The organism is Kitasatospora sp. NPDC001309, assembly GCF_042896295.1.
Lineage (GTDB): Bacteria > Actinomycetota > Actinomycetes > Streptomycetales > Streptomycetaceae > Kitasatospora.
Window position 1 is genome coordinate 193,638 of the sequence record NZ_JBIAXC010000004.1, and the last position, 12,260, is coordinate 205,897.

Here is a 12,260-nt window from a genome sequence, read left to right on the forward strand (position 1 = left end):
CGGGCGGCGCGGACGGGCTCAGGCCGCACGGTCCCGGCCGTACGGATCCCGGCCGGCCGGGTCGAAGCCGTCCGGGCCCCGGCCGTACGGGTCGAAGCCGTCCGCGGCGGGGCCGTACAGATCTGTGAGCGCGAGGCCCGAGGGCACAGCGCCCGGGTCGGCCACGGGCCCGGCGGCGGGCCCGGCGAACTCCTCGATCGCCAGCTCCCCCGCCTCCGGGTACCCGGCCCGCTCCTGGGTGGTCGGGGAGAGCGCGACGAAGGCGGAGGCCAGGAAGAGGAACGAGCCGAGGCCGACGGCGAGCGGGAAGACGAAATCCATCGGGCTGACCCCGCCCAGACCGGTCCGGGCGGGATCCAGCTGGACGTGGACGGCGGCCATGCCCGTGTAGTGCATGCAGCTGACGGCGAGGCCCATACCCAGTGAGGCGGCGGCCGCGGCGTACCCGTTGCGGACGGTGACGGCGGCCCAGAGCGCGGCGGTGGCGGCACCGACCGCGACCAGGACGGAGAGGGCGACCGTCCCGCCGTCGTAGCGCAGCCCGCCGTGCATCCGGACGGCGGCCATCCCGAGGTAGTGCATCGCGGCGACGCCGACGCCGGTGGTACAGCCCCCGCCCAGCAGGGCGAGGCCGCGGTGCCGGCCGTAGCAGACCACGGTCAGGCCGAGCCCGGTGACCAGTACGGCGACCAGCAGGCTCAGCACCGTGAGCGGCACGCTGTAGCGCAGTTCGGTGCCGTCGACGGCGAAGCCGAACATGGCGACGAAGTGCATGGCCCAGATCCCGGAGCCGATCGCGGCGGCCGCTGTGAGCAGCCAGTTCCGGCGGGCGGCGCCCGTGGCGGCCAGGCCGCGCAGGGTGCAGCGCAGCCCGAGGGCGGCGCCGGCGCAGGCCATCGCGTAGGAGAGGACAGGGGTCAGCCAGCCGAAGCTGAACTGGTTGAGGGCGCCCATGGGACCTCCGGTCGACCGGTCGGGCCCGGGGCGGAATGCGGTGCCCCCGGGCACCCCCGGCCGGGCGGACTGCATCCGACGGGCACATGGGCATATGCCCATCGCATGTGCGCTTCCGGCCTGGGGTGCGTGGGACGCTATCGAGCGGCCGGAATCGGCCAGACGAAGATCTGAAAAGCTGCACGCGTGGCGCGGGCGCTGTGTTCGAATGAAACGGTCCTGTGTCCGGCGGCGTCCGGGCGGGCGGGCGGCTGACGACGAACAGAAGACAAAAGTCAGAAGACAGATAACAGATGTTGAAATCTGTTATCTGTCTTCTGAAAGTTGAACTCTGAAACCCGTCAGCCGTTCCCGTCGGCCCAGCGCCGTCAGTCCTGCGCCGCGACCCGCACCCGCATCGCGCTCGCCGCCCGGAGCGTGATCCCCTGCGCGAGCGCCACCCGTCGGTCCACCACCTCCAGGTCGAAGTCCCGCAGCAGCACCCCGAGGGTCAGCACCGACTCCAGCATCGAGAAGTGCTGCCCTATGCAGGCCCGCGGCCCGCCTCCGAACGGGAACCACGCGTAGCGGTGCCGCGCCTTCTCCCCCTCCGGCAGGAACCGGTCCGGGTCGAAGCGCTCGGGGTCGACCCAGTGGTCCGGGTGCCGCTGGGTGACCAGCGGCGCGACCACGACCTGCGCCCCCGCCGGGATGACGTACCCGTCGATGACCGTCTCCTCGACCGCCCGCCGCCCGATCAGCGCCGCCGCCGGGTAGAGCCGCATCGCCTCCTTGATCACCCGGGTGAGGTACGGCAGCCGCTCCAGGTCCGCCGCCGTCGGCGCCCGCCCGGCCAGAACGGTCAGCGCCTCCTCCCGGGCGAGCTTGCGCTGCTCCGGGTGCTTGGCCAGCAGGTGCAGCGCGAAGGCCAGCGAGGTGGCCGTGGTCTCGTGCCCGGCGAGCAGGAACACCAGGACCTGGTCCCGGAGTTCGGCCGGGTCCAGCCGCTCGCCGTCCTCGCCGCGCGCCCGGCCGAGCAGGGTCAGCAGGTCGTCCGCCTCCTCGTCACCACCCCCGCGCGCGGCCCGCTCCGCGATGATCCGGTCGCAGACCTCGTAGAGCGCCCGCTGCGCCTCCAGGCCGCGCCGGTTGCCCGGCGTCGGCCAGGTGCGCGGGAACCGGACCGGCGCGAAGCCGCGCTCCTTGACGTACTCGCCGAGCACCGGGAAGCTGCGGTTCACCACCTCCACCGCCTCCTCCACGTCGGCGCCGAAGAGGATCCGGGCGACGGCCCGCAGCGCGAACCGCGACATCTCCTCCGCCGCGTCCACCACCCCGCCCGGCACCGCCCGCCAGCGCTCGGCGAGCGCCTGCGCCTCCTCGGCGAGCACCTGGGCGTAGCCGTCGACCCGGCGCCGGGTGAACAGCGGCTGGACCAGCCGGCGCTGGCGCTGGTAGACCTCGTCCTGGCTGGTCAGCAGCCCGTTGCCGACGCTGGTCCGCAGTTCGTCGTAGAAGCTGTTCTCCTTGCGGAAGTTCGCCGCCTCGCTGCCCAGCACCTGGTGGACGCCCTCCGGCGAGAACACCCCGTAGAACTCGACCCGCAGCCCGGGCGGCCCGGCCACCATGCGCACCACGTCGCCGTGGTCGCGCCGGGCCGCGAGGTAGGTGCGCAGCGGACGGCGGGTGAGGTCGAAGAGCGACCCGACCAGGGGGTTCCCGGCCGGTCCGGGTACGGCGGCTGCGGTGGCCATCGGCACTCCTTCTGGACTTCCTCGGCGCTGACGCGCACTCGGTGACCCTTCAACATTACTGACGGGTATTCAGCCGAGGAAGCCGCGCAAAGGGGCCAAGTCCGCGCCCGGTCGCCTCGGCTCACTCGTACTCGGTGCCGCCCTTGCGGGTCAGGTAGGCGTCGCTGACGACCTTGGCGATCGCCCGTCCGCCGAGCACCGGGCTCCAGCGCTCGACCGCCGGCCGGACCACCACGCCCTCGCGCAGGTGGAGTTCGCGCCCGGAGTGGGCTTCCTTGCCCTGCGCGTGGGCCAGCACCGTCGCGGTGTCGAACGGCCCGCGCCACAGTTCGGTCACCAACGGCAGTTCGCCGTCCAGGAGTTCGGCGGCCGACAGCCAGGCCAGCCGCCCGTCCACGACGGCCGACACGTCGAAGGCCGCGTACCCGGGGCGCTCGGTGCGCGCGGAGACGCCGTACGACAGGTCCTGCACGCCCTCGCCGAACACCTCGCCGAAGATGCCGATCCGCTCGGCACCCAGCCGTTCGGCCAACCGGGCCGCCACCGCCGGGATGTCGTACGCGCGCACCGCCCGCCAGTACAGGTTGCGCTCGTCCTCGACGAGCGCCAGCCCCTGCGCGCCGATCCCCTTGGACGAGACGTGCACCTCGCCGGTGGCGGCGGTGTACGTGACCAGGCAGCAGCTGCCGTGCAGCTTCTCGGTCAGCACCACGGGCTCGCCGGGCTCGAAGACGTCGGGGTGACGCTTGAGGTTCTCGATGTCCACCCAGGGCAGCAGGTCGGGCGCGCTGAGGACGTCACCGCTCATCGAGGTCGGCACCGGCGGCTGCCACTTGACGATCCCGAGCAGTTCGGCGAAGTCCTCGCCCCGCTCGGCCGCCCCGGCCAGGTCGGTGCCGGCCAGCGCGCCGGGCCGGCAGACGATGCCCTGGGACAGCTCCCCGCGCAGCCGTACCGCCCTCACCCGGTTCGCCGCGCCGCCCGCCAGCTTGCCGGTCAGCCCCAGCTCCTCGACCAACTCCTCCGGCAGGACGGCCTGTTCGGGGATGTAGACGGCATGGTCGCCGGTCCGGTAGGAGCCCTTGGCCACCACGGCGCGGTAGAGGCCGACCTGGGCCAACTCCAGTGCGTCGGCGTTCGGGTGCTCCAGGATGACCAGCTTCTCGGCGGTGACGCGCAGCGTGGACATGGGCGGACTCCTCCCCGTGGATCCGTTCGGATCGACCTTCGGGCCCGGGCGGCCGACGGTCGGCCGCGCCTACGGGCTGCCGCCCACTCTGACCGCTCCACCTGCCCGGATGCGAAGGGTTTTCCACCAGGCGCCGCACAACGGCCGTACGACAGCCGCACGCCCACCACGCACCGAACCGCACGCCCGCCGCGCACCGAACCGGCCCACCCTTCCGAGCCGGACCGGCCTCCCTTCCGAGCCGAACCGTCCGTGCACGTTTGAGCCTTCGCACAGCAGCCCCGAGACCGTCACCCCACTTCCGCTGTGCGATGTGACAGAGGATTTATCGCTCGCAACTGCGGCACTATGATCGCCGTAATGGCCGCACCTGCGGCCACACCTCCGCGCCCCTTCCGGCGCGAACCCTGGAGGGGAAGCACCGATGAGCACCCGCACCACCCCCACCCGCAGACTCGCCGTCGCCGCCGCCGCAGCCCTCGTCCTCAGCTTCGGGGCCACCGCCTGCGGCAGTGACGGCGGCAAGTCCTCCGGCTCCGCCTCCTCGGCCGCGACCACCGCCGCCACCGGCGCCGCCGGCGCGGCGGGCACCGACGGCGCCAGCGCCCCGAAGGCCAAGGGCGCCGTCACCGTGTTCGCCGCCGCCTCCCTCAAGGAGACCTTCACCGAGCTCGGCAAGAAGTTCGAGGCCGCCAACCCGGGTACCAAGGTCACCTTCAACTTCGGCGGCAGCTCCGCCCTCGCCACCAGCATCAACTCCGGTGCACCGGCGGACGTCTTCGCCGCGGCCAGCCCGGCCACCATGAAGACGGTCACCGACGCGGGCGGCGCGAGCGGCCAGCCGACGACCTTCGTCAAGAACACCCTCGCCATCGCCGTGCCCAAGGGCAATCCCAAGCACCTCACGGGCCTCAAGGACCTCACCGGCTCCGGCGTGAAGGTCGCGCTCTGCGCGAAGGAGGTGCCCTGTGGCGCCGCCGCCCTCACCGCGCTGAAGGCGGCCGGCGTCGACCTCACCCCGGTCACCCTGGAGCAGGACGTCAAGGGCGCGCTCACCAAGGTCGAGCTCGGCGAGGTCGACGCCTCGCTGGTGTACAAGACCGACGTGCAGGCCGATGCTGCGAAGATCGACGGCGTGGACTTCCCCGAGGCCGCCAAGGCCGTGAACGACTACCCGATCGCCGCGCTCGCCAAGGCGCCGAACAAGGACGGCGCGGCCGCCTTCGTCGCCTACGTCCAGTCGGCCGAGGCCAAGCAGGTGCTGACCGCGGCGGGCTTCCAGGCGCCGTGACGGACCGCACCACCGGCAGCGGCCGGGACCGGAACCGGGACTCCGGCGCCGGCCCCGGCACCACCCGGGACGACGCTGCCCCGGCACCGGCGCGGGCCCCGGCACCGGCCCCGACAGGACCCGCGAACGCCCTGCCGGGCCGCCGCCGGGGCCCGCGCCGCCCCGGCGCCCAGCGCGTCCCGGTCACCCTGCTGCTACCGGCGCTGCTCGGCCTGGCGTTCCTGATCCTCCCGCTGGTCGGGCTGCTCGTCCGGGCGCCGTGGAGCGGCCTGTCCGAGCAGTTGACCAGCGCCGCCGTCTGGGACGCCCTGCGGCTCTCGCTGATCTGCGCGACGGCCGCCACGGCGGTGTCGCTGGTCCTCGGCGTCCCGCTGGCCTGGCTGCTCGCGCGCACCGAGCTGCCCGGCCGGCGGGTGATCCGGGCGCTGGTCACCCTGCCGCTGGTGCTGCCGCCGGTGGTGGGCGGTGTGGCGCTGCTGCTGGTGCTCGGGCGGCGCGGGATCGTCGGCTCCTGGCTGGACTCGGCGTTCGGCATCACCCTGCCCTTCACCACCACCGGGGTGGTGATCGCCGAGGCCTTCGTGGCGATGCCCTTCCTGGTGATCAGCGTGGAGGGCGCGCTGCGGGCGGCCGATCCCCGGTTCGAGGAGGCCGCCGCGACCCTGGGCGCCTCCCGGCTGACCGCGTTCCGCCGGATCACCCTGCCGATGATCGCCCCGGGGATCGCCGCCGGAGCCGTCCTGGCCTGGGCCCGGGCGCTCGGCGAGTTCGGTGCGACGATCACCTTCGCGGGCAACTTCCCGGGCCGCACCCAGACCATGCCGCTGGCCGTCTACCTGGCCATGGAGTCAGACCCGGAGGCGGCGATCGCACTGTCGCTGGTGCTGCTGGTGGTCTCCGTCGCCGTCCTGGTCGGCCTGCGCGACCGCTGGATGTCGACCCCGTGACCCCGGCCCCACCGTCCCGGCCCCGGACGGACGCCCCCGCACCCGCAGCCACGCCCACACCCACGGCCGCACCCGCACCCGCACCCAGGACGCCGACAGGACGGCCGCACCGATGACCCCCGCACCGCCCCCCGCACCCGCGCCCGCTCCCGCACCGGGTGCCGGAGCCGGAGCCCCGTCCGCCTCCCTCGACGCCCACCTGCGGGTCGACCGGGCCGCGTTCGCCCTCGACCTGGCGCTCACCGCCGCCCCCGGCGAGGTGATCGCCCTGCTCGGCCCGAACGGCGCCGGCAAGTCGACCGCGCTGCGCGCCCTCGCCGGCCTGCTCCCGCTCACCGGCGGCCACCTGCGCCTGGACGGCCACGTCCTGGAGGAACCGGCCCGGCGCCTGCACACCCCCGCCGAACAGCGGCCGGTCGGCGTGGTGTTCCAGGACTACCTGCTGTTCCCGCACCTGAGCGCGCTCGACAACGTCGCCTTCGGTCCGCGCTGCCAGGGCCGCCCCAAGCGCGAGGCCAGGGCCGAGGCGGCGGCCTGGCTGGAGCGGATGGGCCTGACGGACCACGCCTCGGTGCGCCCCGGCCGGCTCTCCGGCGGCCAGGCCCAGCGGGTGGCGCTGGCCCGGGCCCTGGCCGTCCGCCCCCGGCTGCTCCTGCTGGACGAGCCGCTGGCCGCCCTGGACGCCCGCACCCGGCTCGACGTACGGTCCCAACTGCGCCGCCATCTGGCCGAGTTCGAGGCCGTGGCGGTGCTGGTGACGCACGACCCGCTGGACGCGATGGTGCTGGCCGACCGGCTGGTGGTGATCGAGGACGGCCGCGAGGTGCAGTCCGGCAGCCCGGCGGAGGTCGCCCGGCGTCCGCGCACCGACTACATCGCCCGCCTGGTCGGCCTCAACCTGTACCAGGGACGGGCCGAGGGCACCTCGGTCACCCTCCCGGACGGCACCGTCCTGACCAGCGCCGAGGAGCTGTCCGGACCGGCCTTCGTGGCCTTCCCGCCCTCCGCCGTCACCCTCTACCGGGAGCGGCCGCAGTCCAGCGCCCGCAACCTGTGGCAGGCCGAGGTCACCGGCCTGGACCTGCACGGCGACCAGGTGCGCGCCGAACTCTCCGGCGCCCTGCCGATGGCCGCCGACCTCACCCCGGCCGCCGTCGCCGAACTGGGGCTGGCCCCGGGGACACCGGTCTGGGCCTCGGTCAAGGCCGCCCAGACCCACGCCTACCCGGCCTGACCCGGCCTGCCCCGACCCTGCCCCGAGGCGCGCTCCACCGCGCCGGGCCGCCCCGCCGGGCGGCGCTACTCCGACGGCTCGACGAACCCCGACTCGTACGCGGCGATCACCGCCTGGGTACGGTCCCGAGCGCCGAGCTTCGCCAGCACGCTGCTGACGTGCGTCTTCACCGTCTGCACCCCGAGCACCAGCTGCTCGGCGATCTCGCCATTGCTGAGCCCGCGCGCCATCATCCGCAGCACCTCGGCCTCGCGCCCGGTCAGCGCCGCGCGGTCCATGGCGGCGCGGGCGGCGGGGTTGCCGTGCCCGGCGGCCAGTCGCCGGATCGCGGCCGGGAAGAGCAGCGACTCGCCGGCCGCCGCCAGCCGTACCGCGTGGACGATCTCGGCCGGGCGGCTGCGCTTGAGCAGGAAGCCGTCCGCGCCCGCGCGCAGCGCCTGGTAGACGTAGTCGTCGTTCTCGAAGGTGGTGACGACCAGGATCCGCGGCGGCAACTCCCCCGGCGGGCCGGGGCGCAGCAGTTCGCGGGTGGCCGCCAGGCCGTCCATGACGGGCATCCGGACGTCCATCAGCACCACCCGCGGGCGCAGCGCGCGGGCCAGGACCACCGCCTCCGCGCCGTCGCCCGCCTCCCCGACGACCCGCAGGTCGCCCTGGGCCTCCAGGACCGCCCGCAGCCCGGCCCGGACCAGTCCCTCGTCGTCGGCGAGCAGGACGTCGGTCATCCCCGCCGCACCGGCAGCCGCACCAGTACCGGCACCGGTAGCCGCACCGGCACCGACGCCTCCGCCCGCAAGATCGTTCGTCACGAGCCCAAGCGTAGGGGCAGCCGGACGTCGAGCACCCACTCCGCTCCCCCCTCGCCGCCCGCCCCGACCGTGGCCTCCCCGCCGAGCAGGGTGGCCCGCTCCCGGATGCCGCGCAGCCCCTTGCCGCCCTTGCGCGAGCCGACCCGGCCGGGGCCGCCCCGGCCCGGCGCCGCCAGCCGGTTGGCACAGCGCAGCTCCAATCTCCCGTCCCGGACGGCGATCCGGACGCCGACGGGCTCACCGGGTGCGTACTTGAGCGCGTTGGTGACGCCCTCCTGGACGATCCGGTAGGACTCGCGCGAGAGCACCCCGGGCAGCACGCCGGGCGGCACGTCGATCCGCGCGTCGACCGGACTGCCCGCCGCACGGGCGGTGTCGAACAGCGCGGACAGCTGGTCGATGCCCGGCTGCTCGGTGGCCGTCCCGTGCCCGGCCGCCCCCTGCCCGGCCACGCCTCCCCCCGCCGTACCGCCGCCCGCCGGTGTCTCGCGCAGCAGCACCAGGGTGCGTTCGAGGTCCTCCATCGCCCGCCGGCCGGTCTCCTCGATGACTTCCAGCGCCTTGGCGACGAAGGCCGGCTCCCCGACCTCGCGCGCCGCACCCGCCTGGAGGACCGTCACCGTCAGGGCGTGGCCGATGGAGTCGTGCAGCTCGCGGGCCAGCCGGTTGCGCTCCAGCAGCCGCTCGGCCCGCAGTTCGGCCTCGGCCAGCCGCTCCGCCGGGGACGGCCCCAACAACCTTTCGGCCATGGCCAGTTGGAGGCGGCCGGCGCCGATGACCAGCCAACCGTAGCCGAGCACCACCAGCGGCGCGGACAGCAGGTACCGGGCGGCGCCCGGACCGGTCAGCAGGCCGTACGCACCGGTGAGCCCGAAGACCGTCACGAAGCCGATGGCCGAGCCGAGCGCCACCCGGCCGATCAGCCAGCCGGCCATCCGCCGCCGGTCGGCCCAGCTGCCGGAGGGCTCGACCCCGATGTCCTCCTCGCGGTCGGGCACCAGCAGCAGCCGGGCCTGCACGCCCTCGGCCCGCCGCGCCGCCGGGACGAGCGCGATCAGCGCCAGCAGCACCACGTCCGTCGCGGTGGCCTGCAGCACGATCGCGCCGAGGCTCCTGTGGTAGGTCCCCGGGTAGACCAGCAGGACGACGCCCGCGAAGATCCACCCGACCAGCAGGTGCAACAGCCGGGCGTACGTGACGCCGGCCACCAGCGGGGCGAGGATCGCGGTCGCTCCGTCCCTGAACCGGGACGCGGTCGTTCGTGGCATCCGGCCATCCTGCCAGCCCGGCGGCCGTCCCGACTCCCCCGCGGGGCCGCCGCGCCCCTCCCTCCCGGGAGGGAGGCGGATCCCCGCCGCGGCGGGATCCGCCCGGACCACCCCTCCGGTCGAATGGAACCACCGTCCGGGGAGAGCGACGGTGAGCACCTGCGAGGAGGGAGACGGCCGTGATCGAGATCCAGGGCCTGACCAAGGAGTACGACGGACGACGGGTCGTCGACGAGTTGTCCTTCGAGGTCCGGCCCGGCGTGGTGACCGGCTTCCTCGGCCCGAACGGCGCCGGGAAGAGCACCACCATGCGGTTGATCCTCGGCCTGGACCGCCCCACCGCCGGGCGCGCCCTGGTCGGCGGCCGCCCGTACGCCGAACTCGCCCAGCCACTGCGGCAGGTGGGCGCGCTGCTGGACGCCCAGGCGCTGCACGGCGGCCGCACGGCGCAGGGCCACCTGCGCTGGCTCGCCGCGAGCAACGGCCTGTCGGAGCGACGGGTCGGCGAGGTGCTCGCCCAGGTCGGGCTGGCCGAGGCCGCGCGGCGGCGGGTCCGGGGCTTCTCGCTCGGCATGCGCCAGCGCCTCGGGGTGGCCGCCGCGCTGCTCGGCGATCCGCCGGTGCTGCTGCTGGACGAGCCGGTCAACGGCCTGGACCCGGAGGGCATCCGCTGGATCCGCACCCTGCTGCGCGACCTGGCCGCCGAGGGCCGGGCGGTGCTGGTCTCCTCCCACCTGATGACCGAAATGGCGCTCACCGCCGACCACTTGGTGGTGATCGGGCGCGGCCGGCTGCTCGCGGACGCCGCCACCGCCGAGTTCATCGACCGCCACGGCCGGCCCCGGATCCGGGTGCGGGCCGTCGACCCGACCAAGCTGGCCGCCCTGTTCGGCACCGGCGACCACGGCCTCGACGCGACCGAAGTCGCCGACGGGGCCTGGGAGGTGACCGGCGCCGAGCCCGAGCGGATCGCGGCGCTCGCCGCCGCCAACGGCGTGGTGCTGTACGAGATCGCGGTCCAACAGGACTCCCTGGAGGAGGCGTTCATGCGGATGACCGCCGACAGCGTCGAGTACCGCGCGGAGGCCTCCGCATGAACCTCACCGCCCTGCGCGCCGAGCGGATCAAGCTCACCACCCTCCGCTCGCTCTGGCTCCCGCCGCTGATCGCCGTCCTGCTCACCGCCGGTGTCACCACGGCCGTCGGCGCGGCGCTCGGCGACGCCGACCACAACATCACCGACGACCCGGGCGTCGGCATCTTCTACGGGCTCAACTTCGGCCAGGCCGCGCTGGTCTCCTTCGGAGTCCTGCTGATGGGCCAGGAGTTCAACACCCGGATGCTCGACGTCTCGCTCGCCGCCGTCCCCCGACGCGGCCGACTGTACGGCGCCAAGCTGGCGTTGGGCGCCCTGGTCGGCCTCGGCGTGGGCGCGGTCGGCACCGCGGGCGCCTTCGCCGGGTACGCGGCCACCGTCCCCGCCGAGTGGCACGGACCGGGCTTCGCCCGCGCGGCCACAGCCGGAGTGCTCTACCCGGCGCTGCTGGCGGTGCTCTGCCTCGGGGTGACCGCTCAACTCGGCAACCTCACGGCCGCCTTGGGCCTGCTGACCCCGACCGTCTTCCTGCTCTCGCCCCTGCTCTCCGGGGTGCCGGGGGTACGGAACGTCGTCCAGTTCCTGCCCGACCGGGCCGGCCAGTACGCGCTGCGCTACGCCGACGACCCGCAGACCGGGTACGGGCACTGGACCGGGCTGATCGTCATGGCGCTCTGGACGGCCCTGGCGGCGTACGGCGGACTGCGGGCCCTGCAACGCACCGGCCGCTGAACCGGGCACCGGCCGCGAAACCGCGTACCGGCCGCGGAACCGGCACCGCCCCGAGTACCCCTGGACGAAAGAGAGACGGCGATGGCCTTCGGCAACGCCCTACGGGCCGAACGCATCAAGTTCACGACCCTGCCCTCGCAGTGGGCGGCACCGCTCACCGCCCTGGCACTGACCGTCGGCATCACCGCGGCCGTCGGCGCCAGCGAGGGCCCCCCGGCGCCGGGCTCCGGCAAGGACCCGGCCGACATGATCTACTTCGGGCTGCTGTTCGGCCACGTCGCCGTGGCCTGCCTCGGAATCCTGCTGATCGGGCAGGAGTTCAACACCCGGATGCTCGGCACCTCGCTCACGGCGGTGCCCCGACGCGGCCGGCTGTACGGCGCCAAGCTCGCGCTCGGCGCCGGGCTGGGCCTGCTGCTCGGCCTGGTCTCGACGACCAGTTGCTTCCTCTCCGTCCGCGCCACCGCGGACCTGGACCTGTCGACCCCGGGCCTGACCCGCAGCTTCGTGGCGGGGGTGCTCTACCACCCGCTGATGGTGCTGCTCTGCCTCGGACTGACCGCGATGCTGGGCAACTTCAGCGCCGCGCTCGGCCTGCTCACCCCGATGGTGTTCCTCGGCACCACCTGGCTGGGCGCGATCCCCGGCGTCCGCGAGGTCGGACAGTTCCTGCCCGACCGGGGCGGCCTGTACGCGATGCGCACCCGGACCGAACCCGGTATCCACTACGGACACTGGACCGGACTGCTGATCATGGCGCTCTGGACGGCCGCGGCCGTCTACGGCGGGCTACGGGCGATGCGGCGGCACCAGGCCTCGGGCGGGTGACCGCCGAGAGCCGACCCGTGACAGCTGACGAGTGACAGCTGACAAGTGACAGAAAACAGATGACAGATAACAGCGAACAGATTTCGAAGTCTGTTCGCTGTCATCTGTTCTCTGTCATCTGTTCGCCGTCGCCTGATCCCGGTCAGCCGCCCGCCGAACCATCACCCCGCCGAACCGCC

The 12,260-nt window shown here is 74.2% G+C and carries 11 protein-coding genes; 6 read left to right on the top strand and 5 right to left on the bottom strand.

Annotation, left to right across the window (positions count from 1 at the left end):
* Positions 1-18: 18 nt before the first annotated feature.
* From ACFY2K_RS06190 to ACFY2K_RS06200, 3 genes are all read right to left on the bottom strand, one after another.
* Positions 19-954 (bottom strand): MHYT domain-containing protein, encoded by a 936-nt coding sequence (locus ACFY2K_RS06190; protein WP_387709859.1) that lies wholly within the window; start codon positions 952-954, stop codon positions 19-21.
* 368 nt (positions 955-1,322) lie between these two features.
* Complete coding sequence (locus tag ACFY2K_RS06195) at positions 1,323-2,687, bottom strand: cytochrome P450 (RefSeq protein ID WP_387709861.1); 1,365 nt, start codon at positions 2,685-2,687, stop codon at positions 1,323-1,325.
* A gap of 121 nt (positions 2,688-2,808) precedes the next feature.
* Positions 2,809-3,876 carry an RNA ligase (ATP) gene (locus tag ACFY2K_RS06200; protein WP_387709863.1) on the bottom strand — a complete coding sequence of 356 codons (1,068 nt, stop codon included), beginning with the start codon at positions 3,874-3,876 and terminating at the stop codon, positions 2,809-2,811.
* A gap of 424 nt (positions 3,877-4,300) precedes the next feature.
* On the opposite strand from ACFY2K_RS06200, the gene modA reads away from it, so the two are divergent.
* The 3 genes from modA to ACFY2K_RS06215 all read left to right on the top strand — a co-directional run bounded on the left by modA (position 4,301) and on the right by ACFY2K_RS06215 (position 7,348).
* Positions 4,301-5,167, top strand: coding sequence for a molybdate ABC transporter substrate-binding protein (gene modA / locus ACFY2K_RS06205; RefSeq protein WP_380593350.1), 867 nt, complete (start codon positions 4,301-4,303; stop codon positions 5,165-5,167).
* A 131-nt stretch (positions 5,168-5,298) separates the two neighbouring features.
* Positions 5,299-6,114: an ABC transporter permease gene (locus ACFY2K_RS06210; protein ID WP_375890764.1), complete on the top strand. Its 816-nt coding sequence runs from the start codon at positions 5,299-5,301 to the stop codon at positions 6,112-6,114.
* Positions 6,115-6,226: 112 nt separating this feature from the next.
* The gene (locus ACFY2K_RS06215; RefSeq protein ID WP_380520981.1) at positions 6,227-7,348 is read left to right on the top strand and encodes an ABC transporter ATP-binding protein; all 1,122 of its coding nucleotides are present in this window, start codon (positions 6,227-6,229) and stop codon (positions 7,346-7,348) included.
* A gap of 65 nt (positions 7,349-7,413) precedes the next feature.
* On the opposite strand, the gene ACFY2K_RS06220 is transcribed toward ACFY2K_RS06215, so the two are convergent.
* Positions 7,414-8,073, bottom strand: a complete 660-nt coding sequence (locus ACFY2K_RS06220; RefSeq protein ID WP_375890584.1) for a response regulator — start codon at positions 8,071-8,073, stop codon at positions 7,414-7,416.
* Between the two features lie 80 nt (positions 8,074-8,153).
* The gene (locus tag ACFY2K_RS06225) at positions 8,154-9,425 is read right to left on the bottom strand and encodes a sensor histidine kinase (protein ID WP_387709867.1); all 1,272 of its coding nucleotides are present in this window, start codon (positions 9,423-9,425) and stop codon (positions 8,154-8,156) included.
* Positions 9,426-9,604: 179 nt separating this feature from the next.
* On the opposite strand from ACFY2K_RS06225, the gene ACFY2K_RS06230 reads away from it, so the two are divergent.
* From ACFY2K_RS06230 to ACFY2K_RS06240, 3 genes are all read left to right on the top strand, one after another.
* Positions 9,605-10,522, top strand: a complete 918-nt coding sequence (locus tag ACFY2K_RS06230) for an ABC transporter ATP-binding protein (protein WP_375890588.1) — start codon at positions 9,605-9,607, stop codon at positions 10,520-10,522.
* Positions 10,519-11,253, top strand: a complete 735-nt coding sequence (locus ACFY2K_RS06235; protein WP_380640179.1) for an ABC transporter permease — start codon at positions 10,519-10,521, stop codon at positions 11,251-11,253. Before ACFY2K_RS06230 ends, ACFY2K_RS06235 begins: the two co-directional genes overlap by 4 nt.
* An 81-nt stretch (positions 11,254-11,334) precedes the next feature.
* Positions 11,335-12,081, top strand: a complete 747-nt coding sequence (locus tag ACFY2K_RS06240) for a hypothetical protein (RefSeq protein WP_380640177.1) — start codon at positions 11,335-11,337, stop codon at positions 12,079-12,081.
* Positions 12,082-12,260: the final 179 nt, after the last annotated feature.